Source organism: Henriciella mobilis, assembly GCF_003576315.1.
In the GTDB taxonomy this organism is placed as follows: domain Bacteria; phylum Pseudomonadota; class Alphaproteobacteria; order Caulobacterales; family Hyphomonadaceae; genus Henriciella; species Henriciella mobilis.
The window spans coordinates 930,756-949,390 of record NZ_QWFZ01000003.1 but is presented as its reverse complement, the minus strand read 5'-3'; the positions used below and the strand labels follow the sequence as shown (position 1 = coordinate 949,390).

General features: G+C 58.2%; 20 protein-coding genes. 12 read left to right on the top strand and 8 right to left on the bottom strand.

All coding sequences use genetic code 11. The annotated features are described in order from the left end of the window. Positions 1-828 (top strand): hypothetical protein (locus D1227_RS19895; RefSeq protein ID WP_158586563.1); only part of this gene is annotated, 828 nt, incomplete at its 5' end. A gap of 35 nt (positions 829-863) precedes the next feature. Here D1227_RS19895 and D1227_RS04890 read toward each other — a convergent pair. After that, positions 864-1,499 carry a hypothetical protein gene (locus tag D1227_RS04890; RefSeq protein ID WP_119403983.1) on the bottom strand — a complete coding sequence of 212 codons (636 nt, stop codon included), beginning with the start codon at positions 1,497-1,499 and terminating at the stop codon, positions 864-866. A gap of 391 nt (positions 1,500-1,890) precedes the next feature. On the opposite strand from D1227_RS04890, the gene D1227_RS04885 reads away from it, so the two are divergent. The 4 genes from D1227_RS04885 to D1227_RS04870 all read left to right on the top strand — a co-directional run bounded on the left by D1227_RS04885 (position 1,891) and on the right by D1227_RS04870 (position 4,692). Beyond that, on the top strand, positions 1,891-2,370 hold the full coding sequence (locus tag D1227_RS04885; protein ID WP_119403982.1) for a DUF2793 domain-containing protein: 480 nt from the start codon (positions 1,891-1,893) through the stop codon (positions 2,368-2,370). Positions 2,371-2,485: 115 nt separating this feature from the next. Beyond that, on the top strand, positions 2,486-2,887 hold the full coding sequence (locus D1227_RS04880) for a hypothetical protein (RefSeq protein WP_119403981.1): 402 nt from the start codon (positions 2,486-2,488) through the stop codon (positions 2,885-2,887). A 58-nt stretch (positions 2,888-2,945) separates the two neighbouring features. Continuing rightward, entirely contained in the window at positions 2,946-3,845 is a 900-nt protein-coding gene (locus tag D1227_RS04875; RefSeq protein ID WP_119403980.1) for an ABC transporter permease, read from the top strand. Between the two features lie 4 nt (positions 3,846-3,849). After that, positions 3,850-4,692 (top strand): ABC transporter ATP-binding protein, encoded by an 843-nt coding sequence (locus D1227_RS04870; RefSeq protein ID WP_119403979.1) that lies wholly within the window; start codon positions 3,850-3,852, stop codon positions 4,690-4,692. On the opposite strand, the gene rfbA is transcribed toward D1227_RS04870, so the two are convergent. Genes rfbA through rfbC form a run of 4 tightly spaced genes read right to left on the bottom strand, consistent with a single transcriptional unit; the run spans position 4,689 to position 8,098 of the window. After that, on the bottom strand, positions 4,689-5,552 hold the full coding sequence (gene rfbA, locus D1227_RS04865) for a glucose-1-phosphate thymidylyltransferase RfbA (protein ID WP_119403978.1): 864 nt from the start codon (positions 5,550-5,552) through the stop codon (positions 4,689-4,691). The genes D1227_RS04870 and rfbA overlap by 4 nt on opposite strands. Then, positions 5,549-6,433, bottom strand: a complete 885-nt coding sequence (gene rfbD / locus D1227_RS04860; protein ID WP_119403977.1) for a dTDP-4-dehydrorhamnose reductase — start codon at positions 6,431-6,433, stop codon at positions 5,549-5,551. The genes rfbA and rfbD overlap by 4 nt, the downstream gene beginning before the upstream one ends. Positions 6,434-6,454: 21 nt before the next feature. After that, positions 6,455-7,510: a dTDP-glucose 4,6-dehydratase gene (gene rfbB, locus D1227_RS04855; RefSeq protein ID WP_119403976.1), complete on the bottom strand. Its 1,056-nt coding sequence runs from the start codon at positions 7,508-7,510 to the stop codon at positions 6,455-6,457. 3 nt (positions 7,511-7,513) lie between these two features. After that, positions 7,514-8,098, bottom strand: a complete 585-nt coding sequence (gene rfbC / locus D1227_RS04850) for a dTDP-4-dehydrorhamnose 3,5-epimerase (protein WP_119403975.1) — start codon at positions 8,096-8,098, stop codon at positions 7,514-7,516. Between the two features lie 136 nt (positions 8,099-8,234). Here rfbC and D1227_RS04845 point away from each other — a divergent pair, with 136 nt between their 5' ends. Beyond that, positions 8,235-9,317: a glycosyltransferase family 2 protein gene (locus D1227_RS04845; RefSeq protein ID WP_233349573.1), complete on the top strand. Its 1,083-nt coding sequence runs from the start codon at positions 8,235-8,237 to the stop codon at positions 9,315-9,317. Here D1227_RS04845 and cysN read toward each other — a convergent pair. Beyond that, positions 9,314-11,218 (bottom strand): sulfate adenylyltransferase subunit CysN, encoded by a 1,905-nt coding sequence (gene cysN, locus D1227_RS04840; RefSeq protein ID WP_119403974.1) that lies wholly within the window; start codon positions 11,216-11,218, stop codon positions 9,314-9,316. The two genes, D1227_RS04845 and cysN, sit on opposite strands and share 4 nt — an antisense overlap. Continuing rightward, positions 11,218-12,120: a sulfate adenylyltransferase subunit CysD gene (gene cysD, locus D1227_RS04835; protein WP_119403973.1), complete on the bottom strand. Its 903-nt coding sequence runs from the start codon at positions 12,118-12,120 to the stop codon at positions 11,218-11,220. Before cysD ends, cysN begins: the two co-directional genes overlap by 1 nt. Positions 12,121-12,314: 194 nt before the next feature. Here cysD and D1227_RS04830 point away from each other — a divergent pair, with 194 nt between their 5' ends. Then, positions 12,315-13,268 (top strand): UDP-glucuronic acid decarboxylase family protein, encoded by a 954-nt coding sequence (locus D1227_RS04830; protein ID WP_119403972.1) that lies wholly within the window; start codon positions 12,315-12,317, stop codon positions 13,266-13,268. Positions 13,269-13,304: 36 nt separating this feature from the next. On the opposite strand, the gene D1227_RS04825 is transcribed toward D1227_RS04830, so the two are convergent. Then, positions 13,305-13,598 carry a hypothetical protein gene (locus tag D1227_RS04825; protein WP_158586562.1) on the bottom strand — a complete coding sequence of 98 codons (294 nt, stop codon included), beginning with the start codon at positions 13,596-13,598 and terminating at the stop codon, positions 13,305-13,307. A 260-nt stretch (positions 13,599-13,858) separates the two neighbouring features. On the opposite strand from D1227_RS04825, the gene D1227_RS04820 reads away from it, so the two are divergent. From D1227_RS04820 to D1227_RS04800, 5 genes are all read left to right on the top strand, one after another. Beyond that, positions 13,859-14,674 (top strand): 3-deoxy-manno-octulosonate cytidylyltransferase family protein, encoded by an 816-nt coding sequence (locus D1227_RS04820; RefSeq protein ID WP_119374382.1) that lies wholly within the window; start codon positions 13,859-13,861, stop codon positions 14,672-14,674. Further along, the gene (locus D1227_RS04815) at positions 14,674-15,294 is read left to right on the top strand and encodes a histidine phosphatase family protein (protein WP_119403970.1); all 621 of its coding nucleotides are present in this window, start codon (positions 14,674-14,676) and stop codon (positions 15,292-15,294) included. Before D1227_RS04820 ends, D1227_RS04815 begins: the two co-directional genes overlap by 1 nt. A gap of 101 nt (positions 15,295-15,395) precedes the next feature. Continuing rightward, the gene (locus D1227_RS04810) at positions 15,396-16,358 is read left to right on the top strand and encodes a Gfo/Idh/MocA family oxidoreductase (protein ID WP_119403969.1); all 963 of its coding nucleotides are present in this window, start codon (positions 15,396-15,398) and stop codon (positions 16,356-16,358) included. A gap of 39 nt (positions 16,359-16,397) precedes the next feature. Further along, on the top strand, positions 16,398-17,189 hold the full coding sequence (gene cysQ / locus D1227_RS04805; RefSeq protein ID WP_119403968.1) for a 3'(2'),5'-bisphosphate nucleotidase CysQ: 792 nt from the start codon (positions 16,398-16,400) through the stop codon (positions 17,187-17,189). Between the two features lie 80 nt (positions 17,190-17,269). Next, positions 17,270-18,631, top strand: a complete 1,362-nt coding sequence (locus D1227_RS04800; protein WP_147373260.1) for a hypothetical protein — start codon at positions 17,270-17,272, stop codon at positions 18,629-18,631. The last annotated feature ends 4 nt before the right edge of the window (positions 18,632-18,635 follow it).

The following is an 18,635-nucleotide window of genomic DNA, read 5'->3' as shown; positions in this document are numbered from 1 at the left end:
GGCCACCATCAGCTTGCCCAGGACCTGCGGACCAAGTCGATTCATCCGAATATCGTTCAACTCTTAAACGAACTCATTGATTCTCATGAGCACAAACCGATCATATTTTCATCCGAACAGTTTTCTAATCTGATCGGCCCGAAGTTCATCGGTTCTTTACATGGACTCATAGAAAGTGGAAAAGCTCGAACGAGCTTAGAGACACTCATATTCTTTAGACGGTTCGACAAGTTCCTTGACTCGATGTTTCTACAGAGCGCGCGATACGGGCGTGTCCGAGTCAACCCCGACGAATATGCGATCGAACGCCTCAGTAGCATTTACCAGCTTTTCAAGCATATAAAGCTGACAAATGAAAAATTTGACGGAGTCATCAAGTATACGCCGTACGCTCAGGGTGAAAATATACTCAACTTGTTCGAAAGCAGTGTTCCCTGCGCTGCCGGACTCTCTCAGATTAGCGGCCTGCCAAGGACGGAAAAGTTCAGCCTGAAACAGCAGATATTCATCTTCTACTCAGCTACTCTATTCGGCGAAAAAATGTCTGTTGATCAGGTCAACAAGATGGTGACCGGCATGCGCGAGGACGCCGTGAGGCTGGACAATGACCACACGCAATACAGCACTATTTCTCCTAAAGTCGCACAAATCTGTCAGCATATGGCTCTGGCAAGTGCTGAGAAGTTTGGCATGGATGATTACTTGTCCGCCTTCGACCGCGACACTGAGCTGAATTGGCAGCCATTCGAACTTGATGTCCTGTCCCAGCAAGACATCAAAACAATGTCGCACTACGCATTTGAGAGCGCGCAACCCTCAGTCCGGTAGTCGGCAATTCAAGTCGAGTTGCGCTCTTTTCCCGACTATTGTCTGGTTACCGAGACACTAATGACGCGAGCCTGAGAACCATCCCCGCCTCGTAGTGGATTACTCGTGAAGCGAAGCCCCCTGCCGGCGTCCGTGTACGGAATCACTGCGACCCCTTCATCTTCCGCGTTTGAGGAGCCGACCCGGAAGGTTTGCCAAATCTTGTGGAGCGCACCGACAGGCGGCGATCCCGCATGAAACGTGGCTTGATAGGCGCGCTCGTCGATCGGATCCCCCGCATCATTGAGCGTCCATGCGACAATATCCGCCATTGGCTCGCCGACGTATTCTTGCGGAATGTATTCCACCGTTACCTTGTAAGTCGCGCCCTCTTCAAATGGATAGATTTCACCCGGCCCAATGGACGGGTTGGGACCTCTGGCCGTAATGACAAATCCGTCGTCCTGAACCCTAACCAGATCTCCATCGCGAATGGGCACGCCCCTCGGCCCAGCCGCATACTTCGATGCGTCGAATGGTGCGGACGCCTCATCCGCCGAAGTCGCGCCGTCAGCAGGCGCATCAGTCCGAGGGTCTGCTGACTGCTCGCTTTCAGGGGCGTCCGCATTGTCCGGGTTTACCCACTTGCATCCCGAAACAATCACACCCATCGCCAGCAGGCCAATGGCCATACCGGTATTGCCAGAACGTGTTCGCATGTTTTGTCCTCAGTAATCGTTGCATCCCACAGCCCGCGCGGGGCCAGCGTCCCTGTCAGTCATAGCTCCAACCGAAAAAGCGTTTCAAGAGCTTTGGCGAACCCGCCAGGCCGACGCGGCCTTGCTGATCGGATATCTTATTCACATCATGGCAGGGGTTGGCGCAACTCTAGAAAAAGCTTTTGAAGCGGGCTTTTCACATGCCTCGAGACGCGGCGAGCCTCAATCCATCCGACCGTATGACGCCTCTGCACATACTTCCTCGCGTCAACGCACAAGGAAGGCCCCGCGGACATGGATCAGACGCACAATCTCTCATTACCGTACCTGCAGCCGAATCAGGTGCAGAAGCATGTCACGCTGAATGAGTCTCTCGCGCCTCGACTGGCTGGTACAGATAGTAGTGCAATCGCGGAGCGTGGCCGCCGAACCTGCAGCGCCGGAGGATGGTGCCGGAGACATCCTGCCGGCCGGTGCCAGCGGCGCAGCCTGGACCGCCGCGGTCGAGCACAGCCTCGCCTTCTTTCAGGACGGCACCTGGCGAATCATCATACCCGCTGCAGGCTGGCAGCTGGACGCAGCCCGGCCGGACGGCGCAGACCTGTTCGGCATCAATGCGTCCGCCACCTCGTCCCAACGCCTCGCCGTCAAATCCGACACGGTGCTCTTCAGCCATGACGATGTGACGCCGGGCAGCGGGCGTGCCTATCTCGCGCTGAACAAGCTCGGCGCTGCGAACACGTCGTCAATCGTATTCCAGACAGATTGTGAGGGCCGTGCGGAAGTTGGCCTGTCCGGCACAGACGACCTTGCCAGGAAAGTGAGCGCCGACGGCGAAGACTGAAAGACAGCCCTGACGGTGGACCATGAGACCGGCTTTGTCGGACTGAACGGCGCGGCACCATCGCGCCCGCGAACCCCTGTCGCTTCGCTATGACCGGCCGGGCTACAAGGTCGCGATGCGAATCTTCAACCCTGCGGACCCTGGCTCAGGGGCAACACGTCTTGAAGTCGAGAACGCGGCGTCCGGCTTCCTCTTGCAGGCCTATGGCTCAACCGCGCCCGGGTCGCTGGCGAGCTCGGGTGCCATTGTTTCAAACGCCGGCATCGGCGGACTGACCCTGGGCTCGAGCGTTGCGGGGGTCAGCCTGTGGGCGGCAAACAGCTTCGATAGTCCGCAGCTGATAATCGAGGCTGAACAGATGAAGTCAGGCGCCCCGTTTGTATTCGCAGGCTATGACGCTGCCCATCTCCCATCGTCGCCGCAGGCCGGCAGTCTCGTCTATTTCGCCGATGCCGGTGAGGTCGCCGTTTTCGACGGGGCACAGTGGCGCCAGCTCAGCGATGGTACGGCGTTGTGACAGGATAGCCGTAAAGCCAGCTTGATCTGATCGTGACAGCGTGGTTTTTGAATCGCAAATGAGTGACACAAGCATCAGCGATCGTTCCACGCGGCAGGACCGCAGCAGAGCGGGCCGGCAAAAGCCGGTCACGCTCGACCTGCCACAGCAGAGTATTCGGTCTGACAGGAACGCCCTGCTGGCAGCCCTGATCGACATCTGGCAAGGCCTTTCGCGCGCTGATGTCTGGACGGCCCTGGCCTGGGAAAGCTTCGTCAGCACGTATCGCCGAGCCTCTCTCGGCATTCTCTGGGCGACTCTAAGTTTCATTATGTTCGTGTTCGCGATTCTGACGTTTCGCGTGGCCGTTTCCAGAGGAGAGCTGTCCGATGAGGCGAGTTACGTAATATTCGGATTCCTGTTTTTTCAGCTCCTTAGCCAGATGATCCTGTCTGCAGTGAACGTGTTTGTGACTGCAGCCAGTTGGCTCAAAGGCACGCTGATGCCTTTGAGCCTGTTCGTCTTTAACAGCATCTCGACAAATACGATTGTATTTGTCTTCAACATTGTCGGCGCACTTGTTGTTCTTATCTATTTTGGGTACTCGCCGACCGTTGGCGCATGGAAAGTTTTGCCGGCTTTCGCGGTAACACTGTTCAATGCGATCTGGGTTTACTTGTTCCTGGGCATAGTCATGGCGCGATACCGAGATGCCGCGCAGTTTTTGGCGGCGATTATGCGCATGGCCATCTTCTTGACGCCCATTCTCTGGATTCCTGTTCCGGGAACACTAATGGCGTATGTCGCGTACTATAATCCGCTGACTTACTTCATTGATATTCTCCGGGTACCACTGCTCGACGGGACGTTTCCCATTGATTCCTGGAAAACGGTCGGAGGCATTACAGCGGCGGGCTGGGTGCTGGCTATTCTGACATTCGCCTGGGGCCGCAGGAAGGTAATTTACTGGATCCAGTAGGCCGATGACACAAATCAAATTGGAAAACGTAACGCTGACGTTCCCGACGGCAGCAAAAGCACGCAGGGTCGGAGAAGCCGAAACCGCCAACCGGGAGTCCCGCCGGGTTGCCGGCCAGATTGACCGCGACAAGAGAAACCGGCTGAGCGTTTCTGCGCTCAGGTCAGTTTCTCTTGAATTGAACGACGGCGACCGCTTCGGCATAATTGGATCGAATGGTTCTGGCAAAACAACACTTCTACGCGTCATGGGCGGTATCTATACGCCACAAAAAGGCCGCGTACTCACCAAAGGTCGGATCGCGACCATGTTCTCGATGGGAATCGGCATGAATGCGGAAGCAACGGGCCTGCAGAACATCTATCTGTCCGGCCTGATGGCCGGCGCCAATCGCCGCCAGATCAAGCAGGTCGTGCCCGAGATTATTGAGTTTACCGAGCTTGGTGACTACGTGCACCTGCCGATCCGGACCTACTCACAGGGCATGGCGATGCGACTCAAGTTTGCGTGCGCTACGGCGTTCCGGCCGGACATCGTCCTGCTTGATGAATGGATCGGCGCAGGTGATGAGGACTTCCAGGAAAAAGCACAGGTACGGATTAACGAACTTCTAGAGAAGGCGGGTATCATTGTCATTGCGTCACACAATCTGCAACTGATCCGTAGTGTCGCGACGAAGGTCATCTGGCTTGAGCGTGGAGAAGTCAGAATGATCGGTGAAACGCAGACCGTACTCGATGCCCGCGCAGCTGAACGCAAGCGTCTTGCCGAAGAGAACGATGGGGACGACTACGTGGAGGAGCCAACGCTGCACAATCTCACCACTGTTCGCTCGGCCGCAAACTAGGTCTTCAGCAAGCCCAACAGATAGGACTTGTAGTCATTCTTGTAGACACGGGCTGCCTTCTCGAGCTGCGAGGAGCCGATGAAGCCCTGGCGCCAGGCGATTTCCTCAAGGCAGGCAATCTTGAATTTCTGGCGTTTTTCGAGCGTCTGAACGAAATGGGATGCCTCCAGCAGGCTGTCGAAGGTCCCCGCATCCAGCCAGGCGGTTCCACGTGGCAGCCGGCTCACGCTCAGCTGGTTCTGAGACAGGTAGATGTCGTTCACGCTCGTGATCTCGAGTTCGCCGCGTTTCGATGGTTTCACCGATTTCGCAACATCGACGACCTGATTGTCATAGAAATAGAGGCCGGTGACGGCCCAGTCGCTCTTCGGCTCTTTCGGCTTCTCTTCAATCGACAGCGCGTTGCCGTCTCTGTCGATCTCGACGATGCCGAAACGCTGCGGGTCGCTCACCCGGTATGCGAAGACGCGCGCTCCATCCTTCAACTCGCCGGCTACGCGCAACTGCTCTCCGAGGCCTGCGCCGTAAAAAATGTTATCTCCGAGCGCCAGTGCGCACGGGTCATTGCCAATGAAATCCTTGCCGATCAGGAACGCCTGGGCGAGGCCCTCCGGCTTCTCCTGGACGGCATACTGGAAATTCATCCCCAACTGGCTGCCGTCGCCAAGCAAACCCCGGAACAGGGCCGATGACTGCGGCGTCGTGATGATGAGGATATCGCGGATATTCGCCAGCATGAGCGTGCTGATGGGATAATGTACCATCGGCTTGTCATAGACAGGCAGAAGCTGCTTCGACACGACACTGGTGACCGGGTTGAGGCGCGTGCCCGAACCGCCAGCCAGGATGATACCCTTCATACGCTTTCTTCCTCTTCAAGCAGCCGGCGAACGGTTTCGCGAAGGCTGTCCTGCCATTCCGGCAGGGTGATGCTGTAAACCTGTTCGAGACGGGCGCAATCGAGCCGCGAGTTTGCGGGCCTCTTTGCGGGCGTCGGAAACTCGGTGGCCGGGATCGGCCTTGCGGTGGCGGATGGCCCACCGACCTGCTTCGACAGGCGAAAGATTTCCTCGGCAAATCCATGCCAGTTGGTCTCGCCTGTGCCGGCCATGTGAAACATGCCCGGCTGGCCGTTTCCGGCGAACCAGCGGTCTGCAATCACAAGGGTGGCATCGGCAATGTCCAGCGCAGATGTCGGGCAGCCCCACTGGTCGGCAACGACGCCAAGCTCATCACGGCTGCTGGCCAGCCTCAACATTGTTCGGACGAAATTCCCCGCAAACGGGCTGTACACCCATGCGGTGCGCAGGATGACATGATCGCCGCCAGCCGCCCTCACAGCGTCTTCACCAGCGAGCTTCGAACGCCCATAGACGCCAAGCGGTGACGTCGGATCGTCTTCAACATAGGGTCCGGCCTTGCTGCCGTCATAAACGTAATCGGTCGAGTAGTGTATGAGCGGAATCCCGGCTGCAGCACAGGCCTCCGCAAGGGCTCCAGGCCCCTCTGCGTTTACAGCAAACGCCGCATCGGGTTCGGTTTCGGCCTTGTCGACGGCGGTGTAGGCAGACGCGTTGATAACCAATTGCGGCTTCTGGGCTGCTATCGACCGGCGGATTGAGCCCGGGTCGGTGATATCAAGCTCAGGTCTGCCAAGCGTCACCACCCCGTGCGGGGGCGTCGCCCGTTCGGCGAGCGCGCGCGCAATCTGTCCTGACTGTCCGATGACAAGGATACTCATGCACTCTCCGCTAGCCGGGTCCTAGCCCGACTTCAACAGGCCAAGGCGTTCTCCAGCATAGGTTTTTTCTCGCAGCGGCCGCCACCAGGCTTCGTTGTCGAGATACCAACGGATGGTCTTTTCCAACCCAGTCTCGAAATTTTCTTCCGCGGTCCAGCCAATCTCGGACTGCAGCTTGCTGGAGTCGATCGCATAGCGCGCATCGTGGCCGGGCCGGTCTGCGACGAACTCGATCAGCTCGCGGCGCGGCGTGTCGCCCGGCGCCAGGCGGTCAAGCGTGTCGCAGATGGCGTGAACAACCTGCAGGTTTGTGCGCTCATTGTTGCCGCCGACATTGTACTTCTGGCCGAGCCGGCCTTTCTGGAGAATCTGCAGCAAGGCGCGCGCGTGATCACGGACGTAGAGCCAGTCGCGGACATTCGAGCCATCGCCATAGACCGGCAGCCGCTTGTATTCGAGCGCGTTGAGTGTGATTAGCGGAATCAGCTTTTCGGGGAAGTGGTAAGGCCCGTAATTGTTCGAGCAGTTCGAAATTAGACCGGGGAAACCATATGTGCGCTGCCAGGCGGTCAGCAGGTGGTCGGACGCGGCTTTGGACGCCGAATAGGGAGAACTCGGATCATAGGCGGTCTCTTCGGTGAACAGGCCATCATCGCCGAGTGACCCATAGACCTCATCGGTCGATACGTGCAGGAACCGGAACGCATCCTTGCGCTCGGCCAGCAGGCCATCCCAATAGGCGCGGGCCACATCAAGCATGACAAAGGTGCCGACGATATTAGTATTGATGAACTCGCCAGCACCGGTGATCGAGCGATCAACATGGCTTTCGGCGGCCAGGTGCATGACAGCATCCGGCGCATGCGCCTCGAAGATAGCCTGCATGGCATCCTTGTCGGCGATGTCGGCCTGCTCGAAGGCATAACGCTCATTATCCGACACCGGCGTCAGAGACTGGAGGTTCGCCGCATAGGTCAGCTTGTCGACATTCACGATGCTATGGCTGGTGTCCTCTATCAAATAGCGGCAAACCGCCGAGCCGATGAAGCCTGCTCCGCCTGTGACGAGAATTTTCATGATTTATCCTTGTCCAGAACCAGCGTGAGCCGATTTATAGACGAACCCGCACTCGACTTCCGACAGAAGCGGCGCGCTAGCATCCTTTTCTGACAGTGTCACGACAGACGGGTCAATCATCCAATCGATGCCAATCGCCGGGTCATTCCAACGAATGCTCATATCGCATTCAGGGGCGTAGTAGTCCGTAACCTTGTACTGCAATTCACAATGATCCTCGAGCGTAACGAACCCGTGCGCGAAGCCTTTAGGAACGAGAATCTGCGCCCAGTTTTCGGCGCTGAGTTCTGCGCCGACATATTGGCCGAATGTTGGCGAGCCCCGGCGGATATCGACAGCGACATCATAAACACGTCCGCGCGTGCAGCGCACCAGTTTGTCCTGGGCATGCGGCAGGTTCTGAAAGTGCAGGCCCCGCAAAACCCCTCGCGCCGCGGAATAGGAATGATTGTCCTGCACGAACTCGAGATCAATACCCTCATCGCGCAACAGCTTGCTATTCCAGGTTTCAGAAAAGAAACCCCGGGCGTCACCGAAACGTTTCGGTGTGATCAATTTGACATCTGAGATTGCGAGAGACTGTATCAAGAAAACAACCCTATGGACTTCTTTGCCTCCTATAGCGCTCCCCACCGGCGACTTCTACCCTTGTTACGACTCGGTAGTCGATGCATTGTAAGCTAAGCGGTATGCAGGGGTACTGGCGGACAAGGAAGACAGTTGCGTGACCTACGAGCCAGCTGAAAGCGCCAGCGTCATCATCGTAAACTACAATAGCGGCGATATGGTGCTGACTGCGCTTGACCATCTCAGGCATCAGAGCCGCTTGCCTGATGAAGTCATCGTTGTCGACAACGCGTCGACGGACGGCTCTGCCGACAGGATCGACTTCGCCGGCCTGCCAAATGCCAAGCTAGTTCGGCTCGAACGCAATATCGGATTTGCCGGGGCCAACAATCTTGCCGCTGAGATGGCAACCGGAGACTGGCTCGCCCTGCTCAACCCAGACACTGAATGCCAGCCGGCATGGCTTGACGAACTGCTGCATGCCACGAAGCGCCATACGGACGTCTCAATGTTTGCCAGTGCTCAATATGATGCAGCTAATCCTGGACTCATCGACGGTGCAGGCGACTGTTATTTCGTTCTTGGTATTCCATGGCGCGGCGGATTTGGCCGAAAAGCCGAAGACATGCCAGGCGAAGGCGAGTGCTTCTCACCCTGCGGCGCAGGAGCACTATTTCGTCGCGAAGCATTTCTCCGCGCGGGCGGCTTTGACGAAAATTTTTTCTGCTACTGTGAGGATGTCGATCTGGGTTTCAGGCTCCGACTGCGGGGCGAACGCTGCATCTTCGTTCCACAGGCTGTCCTTTTGCATCATGGCAGCGCAATCACCGGTCGCTACAGCGACTTCACCGTGCGGCTCGGCACCCGCAATCGGCTGAGAACCTATCTAATCAACATGCCGCCGCTCGCCCTGGCGCTGACGCTCCCAGGTCATGTGCTCGCGACGCTATATCTCTATCTTCGCGCCTTCGGAAAAGACCATGCCTACGCCATGCGGCGCGGGCTGCAGGAGGCACTTGCCACTTTGCCATCTACACTAAGACGTCGCCGCGTTGTGCAGAAGTCCCGAACAAAATCGAGTGCTGCTCTAATGCGAGCCATGAGCTGGAACCCAGCAACACTACATGGCCGTCGACCGCATGTCTGGCACGAAGTTTCGAAGCCGGAGCGCGAAAGCCCGTCCCGCCCGGCAGCGACGCAAGCCGCGCCGCACCTGCGCAACGAGCCGTCGCAGCGCTAGCCGCTCAGGGTTCCGGCCTTCTGAAGCTGCTCCATCACCAGGTCAGCAGCGTCTTCCGGCGAAAGCTTGTTCGTGTCGAGGTGGATTTCGGGATCCATTGGCGGCTCATACGGGCTGTCGATGCCGGTAAAGTTCTTGATCTCGCCAGCACGCGCCTTCTTGTAGAGGCCCTTCACATCCCGCTGCTCGGCCACCTCGATCGGTGCATCGACGAAGATTTCCCAGAACTCGCCATCATCGACCATCTGACGGACGATCCGACGCTCGGCACGGAACGGCGAAATAAAGGAGACGAGCACGATCAGGCCGGCGTCGATCATGAGCTTGGATACTTCGCCAACACGGCGGATATTCTCGACGCGGTCGGCGTCAGTAAAGCCGAGGTCATTGTTGAGACCATGGCGTACATTGTCGCCGTCGAGCGTGTAGGTGTGCTTGCCGATCGCAGCGAGCCGCTTCTCGACAATATTGGCCACGGTCGACTTGCCCGCACCCGACAGACCGGTGAACCAGAGGATGACGGGCTTCTGACCCTTCATCGAGGCGCGAACCTCCTTGCTGACATCCATCGACTGGCGATGAATGTTGGAGGCGCGGCGCAGCGCGAAGTTCAGCAGTCCGAGGCCGACCGTCTCATTCGTCATCCGATCGATGACGATGAAGCCCCCCATTCTGCGGTTGTTCTTGTACGGATCGAAGGCAACTTCGCGATCCAGCGCGATATTCACGACACCGATCTCGTTTAGCCCTAACGTTTTAGCGGCTTCGTGGGCGCGCGTATTCACATCGATGCGGTATTTTTCTTCGGTGACCTGCATCTGGCATTCACGGGCACCCATTTTCATCACGTAGGAGCGGCCCGGCAGCATCGCGCTGTCGGACATCCACAGCATCGTGGCCTGGAACTGGTCGGACACCTCAGCCGGGCTCTGGTCCGCGCAGAGCACATCGCCCCGCGAAATGTCGATCTCGTCTTCGAGCGTAAGCGTTACGGACTGGCCTTCGACCGCCTCTTCCAGGTCACCATCCATGGTCACGATACGCGACACAGCGCTTGAACGACCCGAAGGCAAGGCGCGAATTTTATCGCCCGGCTTGATTGTGCCGGAGATCACTTGGCCGGCAAAACCGCGAAAATCGAGGTTAGGGCGGTTCACCCATTGCACCGGCATCCGGAACGGCTTCTCGGCCTCATCAGAATGGATCTCGACCGTATCGAGGTATTCAATCAGAGGCGGTCCGTCATACCAAGCTGTCCGATCGCTATTTGTAACGATGTTGTCGCCAGCTAGCGCCGAGACCGGGATGGCCTGGATGCTTTCAAAACCGAAATCGGCCGTGAATTCCCGATAATCTGCAAGAATCCGGTCGTAGGTGGCTTTATCGTAGTCGACCAGGTCCATCTTGTTGATGCAGAGCACGACGTGCTTGATGCCGAGCAGCGACACAATGAAGCTGTGGCGGCGCGTCTGCGTGAGGACGCCTTTGCGCGCATCGATCATCACGATGGCGAGGTCGGCCGTGGACGCACCCGTCGCCATGTTGCGGGTGTACTGCTCGTGGCCGGGTGTGTCGGCGACAATGAATTTCCGCCGGTCGGTTGAAAAGAAGCGATAGGCGACATCTATGGTAATGCCCTGTTCGCGCTCGGCAGCGAGGCCGTCGACAAGAAGCGCAAAATCGATCTCCTCGCCCTGCGTGCCAAACTTCTTCGACTCGTTCTTCAACGAGGCCAGCTGGTCGTCGAAGATCATCTTCGACTCGTAGAGAAGCCGGCCAATCAAGGTCGACTTGCCATCGTCGACGGAGCCGCAGGTGATGAAACGCAGCAGCGATTTCTTCAACTGGCTGTCGAGATAGGTCTCGATATCGGCGAACTGGGGGGCTGCGTAGGCGTTCATCAGAAGTAGCCCTCTTGCTTTTTCATTTCCATCGAGGCTGGCGCGTCCTTGTCTATCGCGCGTCCCTCGCGCTCGGATGTCGTGGTGCGCAGCATTTCCTCTATGATTTCGGTAATTGTTGATGCTTCGGACTCGACAGCACCTGTCAGCGGGTAGCAGCCTAGCGTGCGGAAGCGCACTTTCTTCATTTGCGGCTTTTCACCGGGCTCTAGCGGCAGTCGGTCATCGTCAACCATCACCATGATTCCGTCACGCTCAACCACAGGCCGTTCGGCCGCAAAATAAAGCGGCACAATCTCGATGCCCTCCTGAAAAATGTACTGCCAGATGTCGAGTTCGGTCCAGTTCGAGATCGGGAAGACCCGAACGCTCTCGCCGGGTTTAATCCGAGTATTGTAAAGCGACCAGAGTTCAGGACGCTGATTCTTCGGATCCCAGCGATGTTGGGCGGAGCGGAAAGAGAAAATGCGCTCTTTCGCACGCGACTTTTCCTCGTCGCGCCGTGCCCCGCCAATGGCTGCATCGAATTTGTACTTGTCCAGGGCCTGCTTCAACGCCTGCGTCTTCATCACATCAGTATGCAGCGCTGAGCCATGCGTGAACGGCCCGATACCTTGGTCAACACCGTCCTGGTTGATGTGCACAAGTAGGTCGGTCTGCGGATCGTCTTTCAAAGCGTCCCGGAAAGCGATCATCTCCCGGAATTTCCAGGTGGTATCAACATGCAGGAGCGGAAACGGGATTGGACCGGGATGAAAAGCCTTACGGGCCAGATGCAACAGGACCGAGCTATCCTTTCCGATCGAATACATCATGACGGGATTCTGCATGGAGGCCGCAACTTCGCGCAGAATATGAATGCTTTCGGCCTCCAGCCGATCGAGATGGGTCAGGTCTGTCATTAATCTGTCCAAGGTATCTGGCGTCGCACCGGTCGTAGCAACTGATCTAGTTACCGACAATGTAGCCACCTTCAACAATGGCGCTGCGATTTCTTAACGATCGATCCCGGCATGCCCAAATTGTCGCCTGCCGGGCAGTCGGAAGCGTGCTTCATCACTTGACGATAGCGCCAGCAGCAAGGCATCGAGCATCCATGCATTATGTCTCTCGAATACTCGTTACCGGCGGCGCGGGCTTCATAGGCTCATTTCTGTGTGAACGCCTTCTGGAGCGCGGCGCAGAAGTCCTGTGTGTCGACAATTTCTACACGGGCCGGCGCAGCAATGTCGCGCACCTGCTCGCGAATCCCCGTTTCGAGATCATGCGCCATGACATAACTTTTCCGCTCTTTGTGGAAGTAGACGAGATCTACAACCTCGCTTGTCCGGCGAGCCCCATTCACTATCAGTTTGACCCGGTCCAGACCACCAAGACCTCTGTGCACGGGGCCATCAACATGCTGGGCCTCGCCAAGCGAACCAAGGCACGCATTCTTCAGGCCTCGACATCAGAAGTCTATGGCGACCCGGAAATCCATCCGCAAAAGGAAGAATATTGGGGGAACGTAAATCCGATCGGCGTGCGCTCCTGCTACGACGAAGGCAAGCGTTGCGCAGAGACGCTGTTCTTCGACTATCACCGTCAGCACGGGCTTGAGATCAAGGTCGCTCGCATTTTCAACACCTATGGCCCCCGGATGCACCCCAATGATGGCCGGGTCGTCTCAAACTTCATCGTGCAAGCATTGCGTGGCGAGGATATCACGGTCTATGGCGACGGGAACCAGACCCGCAGCTTCTGCTACGTCTCTGATCTGGTCGACGGACTGATCCGCCTCATGGATTCCGACAAGGAAATCACCGGCCCGATAAATATCGGCAATCCGCGCGAATTCACGATCCTTCAGCTTGCCGAAAAGGTAATCGAGCTAACCGGCTCGAGCTCGAAAATCCTGAACAAGCCCTTACCTCAGGACGATCCGCGCAAGCGACGACCGGATATCAGCCTCGCGATGAAGACAATTGACTGGCAGCCGACTGTAAAGCTCGAGGAAGGACTGGGACCTACCATCGACTATTTTCGGGAGGAAATTGCGAATCTCCCCTGAGCCAATTGCATTCGCGCGTCGCCCAAAGCAGGACGTCTACTCAATCGCCTCGCGCCGCTCAGAGGTCTTGTCAATCGTGCCGGGGCGCAGCACGCCCAAAGCGATATCATCAAGCGCATGCCGGCGAAGGAATATGGCCAGGACTGAAATCAATAGGCCCAGGACAATGACGACGTTTGATCCGTAAAATGCCAGCTGGCGTAACTCGGGAGCGATCTGGCTATCGATGACGACTACGCCGAAGAATACAGCGCCAAGGGCCGCACCGAAGCCGACCAGCGCCAAGGTTAAAAAGCGAAACTCGACCATCACCACAATTCCAATCGTCACGGTATGCATCAATGGATGGACGCAAACACCCTGAATGACCCCACCGGCTAGAGTTCACGTCCACGCGCTGAGACAACTATTCCGGCGCGCCATTCTCTACCTTTAATTCGTTCTGATGACACTTTTTCCACGCCCTGAACAAGTTCTGGTCAGAACAGCCATGTTGGATTGCAGGTACGCAGAAACATCGCACCCAATTTCCCTTGACGGTTCGCCGGTGCACGCGCAGACCCGGACCTCCAGAAGGAGAATAAAGAGCCTTGAAAACGCTCATCGTCATCCCCGCCCGGATCGGGTCGACCCGGTTTCCGGCAAAGCCGCTTCACGTGATTGCAGGCCATTCCCTGGTGTCGCGGGTGGCCGATATCGCGGCGCGTGTGTCGGCGATGCGAGCAGATACAGACTATGTCATCGCAACCGATGACCAGGCGATTATGGACCACGCTGCGGCGATTGGGGCGCCGGCGCTGCTGACCGATCCGGCCCTGCCGTCAGGAACCGATCGCGCCCTGGCGGCAGCCCGCGCGCACGGCTCAGGTCCCGACTTCATTCTCAACCTGCAGGGCGACGCACCTTTCACGCCGCCCGGCTATCTGAGCGCCCTGATTGATGCGGCCGAAACCGGAACCGCCGACGTGGTGACGCCGGTCGTGCAGCTGGACTGGGAGGCGCTCGACACGATCCGCGAGCAGAAGAAGCGCGAACCGTTCAGCGGCACCAGCTGCATTCGCCGGGCAGACGGCATGGCCCTCTGGTTTTCCAAACAGATCATCCCGGCCATCCGCAAGGAAGACGCGCTGCGCAAGCAGGGACCCCTGTCGCCCGTCTGGCGGCATATCGGGCTCTACGGTTTCCGGATGGATGCTCTTGAACGTTTTGCCAGCCTTCCTGTCGGTCACTATGAAGCGCTGGAAGGGCTGGAACAGCTGCGGTTCCTTGAGAATGGCATGACCATCCAGGCCGTGGCTGTGGAGCCGGGTACCAATGCCATGTGGGGCGTCGATACGCCGGAAGATGCCACGTTCGCCGAGAAACTGATTGCCGAGCATGGCGATCCGATGGACGCCCCTCGCTGATGCCGCGTGATATCTACATCGTCCGCCACGGCAACACGTTCGACAAGGGTGACACCGTTACCCGGGTCGGCGCACGAACCGATCTAGACCTGTCTGTCTCCGGACAGGCGCAGGCCGACGCGCTTGGCACCTATTTCCGCGACAAGGGCATCGTCTTTTCCCGCACGATTGCCGGGCCGCTGAAGCGCACGCGCCAGACCGCCGATACCATACGCGCTGCCCAGGCCAATCCCCCGGCGCTGGAGATTGCCGATTTCCTGCGCGAGATCGATTATGGGCCGGACGAGAACCAGCCTGAGGACAAAGTGGTCGCCCGCATCGGCCAGGACGCCCTCGACCGCTGGGAGCATGAAGCCATCGCCCCGCCCGGCTGGGTCGTTGATCCAGACGCCCTTGCCCAGAACTGGAAGTACCTGTTCATCCTGCTAGGACAGGCCGAGAATGATGGCCCGGTCCTTGTCGTGACCAGCAACGGGATTGCCCGCTTTGCCCGACAAGTGGTCGAGACCGCTACGGACTTGCCGGAATCCACTGACCTCAAGCTCAAGACCGGCGCCTTTGCCCAGGTCCGGCTGGAAGGCGGCGTGGCGACTCTTGCGGCCTGGAATGTGCGGCCTTGAGGCCAACCGGGCGAACATGCCGAGCGACCGCAGACGGGAGTTGCCGCCCCCGGTCATTGGCGCTAGGCGGATGGCCAGAGTAGAGAGTCCCCAGGTCACCAATGTCATCGCTGCGGTTCGCCATTCTTGGAAAAAGCCAGCTAGCAGCCCAGCGTTGCCAGGCCATTGCACGCCATCCGGGCGCGCAGATTGTCAGAACCTGGGCGCCTGACGATGTCGGAGACTTTACCGAAAACGACTGGCGTGAAGCATTTGACCCGACCCGCATCGATGCCGTGATCCTCGCCCTGCCCCCGCATCTTGCAGCCACCGCATCGCTGTGGGCGCTTGGCGCGGGAATCCACGTCCTCAGCGAGCTGCCAGGCGGGCTGAGTGTCGAGGACATCATCAATATTCGCCGCGCCGAACGCGACAACGACGCCATCCTGAAGTTCGGATGCTCGCTACGATATCATGAGAATGTCCGCGCCGCTGCAGATCTTATCCGCGGCGAACCTTATGGTCGGCTTCTGACCGCGCGCGCCATTTATGGTCATGCTGGCTTTCCAAGCGCCGACGCCGAACAGCAGGGAATCCTGATCGGCCATGGCATTCACATGCTCGACCTGCTGCACCTGTTCTGTGGACCGTTCGAAAGCGTCAAGGCCATGGCGCCGGACGAGCCGGACAATGGCGCAAACTTGTTCGCCATCATGAAGGCGGGATCGGGCGCGATCGCGCAGCTTCACGCCTCGGCCACCTCCTGGCGCCAGACCTTCCGGCTCGAACTCGGCTACGAGGAGGGCTATGTCTGGCTTGACGGCCATCTGCCGGGCCTTGACGCCTATGGGCCGGAAATGCTGATCCACGCACCGCTGGCCCGTGATCAGGATGGGGCTCCGCGTCCCAATCCCGCAGAGTCAGTTTCCGAGTTCGCCCGGATGGATTTTGCCGACCAGGAATTGGCGGAATTCATGGATGCGCTGGCTGGCCGGGGCAGGATCTGTCACGGAACCAGCCACCATGCCTTCGATGCGATGAATATCGCCCAGCGGATTTGCGCTGCCACCGAAACGTGGGCATAAGCGGCGCGGCTTTATCATAAAAACGGAGACGGCATATCAATGATCACAGGCGATCAGCTGGCAAGCATAGCGCTCGACGCAGGCAAACTCATTATGGATATCTATTCTTCCGACTTCGCTGTTGAGCGGAAGGATGACGCTTCACCCGTCACTGACGCTGACGCCCAAGCCGAATTGTTAATCATGGACGGCCTGATGATCGCCGAGCCTAGTCTCGCCGTTATAGCCGAGGAGGCAATGTCTGCCGGTCAGCTTCCAGAACATGACGCTCGTTTCGCCCTGGTCGATCCGCTGGACGGGACCAAGGAATTCATAAACCGGAACGGCCAGTTCACCGTCAATATTGGCATTATCGAACATGGCAAGCCGGTGATGGGCGTCGTCTATGCGCCGGCCATCAATCGCCTCTTCGTCGCCGAGGCTCCCGACAAGGCCTGGCAGGCGAACGTGAAACCCGGCGAGCCGGTGCCTGCCAGCGATGCCCGCATGCCGCTGCACATCCGCCGCTGCCCCGAGCAGGGACTGACCGCAATTGCATCCAAATCCCACCGCTCCGCGGAAACGGACACCTTCCTGAAAAAGTTCAAGGTCAACGAGATCATCTCGGCAGGTTCATCGCTGAAATTCTGCCTGCTCGCAGCCGGCGAAGCCGACCTCTACCCGCGGATGGGCCGCACAATGGAGTGGGACACGGCAGCCGGCCAGGCCGTTGCTGAAGCAGCCGGTGCCCGTGTGCTGACAGAGGATGGCGAACCGCTGCGCTATGGAAAACGTGAACGTGGCTACGATAATCCTCATTTCATCGTATACGGAGATGTGACGCCCACCTGAGCCGCTATTTGACAAGTCTTGCCCAAGCCCACACATCGAGGCGTGGTCGCATCAATCGTTGCGCAGGAGAGTTGATCGGCATGGTTGAGACTAAAACGGCTGATACTGCCAGCACGGCCCCGTTCCGGCTAATGCCGGCCGCTGAACGTATTCACCTAGTCAGGGATGCGCTCTCAGGGCAAATAACGGCGAACGAGTTTGTCCCATCCGAAGGTGGTTACCTCGAACTTCCCATCATTAGCGTGACACCCGACGCCCTGGTCTATCGTGTCGACAATGGCCGAATCCTGTCGGAGCTGGTCGCTATGTCCGGCAATACCGGCCTGAGTTGGGAAGATGTGCAGGAGCAGGCAGAGACACAGCAGGTCCAGTCCATGCTGCACGAGCTCCTGATCGCGAAAGCGAAAGACCCAGCCGGACCAATTTTCGAGGAATTCGAGCGGCATGCCCAGCAAACTGCGCCGCTCCTGATCCGTTATGACGGTGTGGTTGTGAACGGCAATCGCCGCCTCGCCGCAATGCGCGAGTTAAAAGCGAGCGATCCGTCGCGCTATGCCGCATTCGATCGCGTTTCGGCAGCGGTTCTGCCAGAGGAAACAAGCCTCGAAGAACAGGAATATATCGAGGCCGCCCTTCAGATGGCCCCGGAGCTCAAGCTCGAATATGGCTGGATCAATCGGCGCCTGAAGATACGTCAGCATGTCCAGGACCTCGGCATCGAGCGCATACTGTCAGCATACCGGTTCAAGAACCGTGAGGAAGCCGAGACGGAATTGCGGGAACTGGAGCTGGCTGAGGCCTTCCTGGACTGGTGTGGTACGCCGCGTGCATTTGAAGGGCTCTCAGACGACGAAGAGTTTTTCATCACATTTCACGCACAGCTCGAGGCGCTCCCGGACGACTACATACGGCGTGTCTGGAGACTGATCGGCTTCTCCATGCTGAAAGCCAAGGATGAGTTGGGAAGCCGCATAGATCACTATTTCCCCTTTTCTGATCCTGAGCCGTCCGGGCTGATCCAGTGGGTACCACGTACGATGGCCGAGGATCGCGGCTTGGCTGAACGCCAGGCTCCAGGGCAGAACAAGGCGATGAATCCCCGCCTCGTCGACCGACTTGTCCCTTTGCTTGACGAGCCTGCGCAGGCGGTATCGATAGCTCGCAATGCCGTCGCTTTGATCGATACGATCAAAAGTGACGAGAAACGCATACTTGGCGCGAACCGCGCAGTTCATGCCCTGCGCACAGCCCGCAATGCGCTCGAAACGCTCAACTCGCAGGACACGACCAGCGACCAGTTGCGTAATATGCGCGCCGACCTTATGGCGCTTCAGGAAATCGTGCAGTCGCTTTCAGGCGGCGAAGTGCGCAAACCGACCCGGGACAAGCTTCTGCCCCGGATCGTTCACAAGATCAGCCGGCTCTTCGGTCGCGGCGGCTGACCCG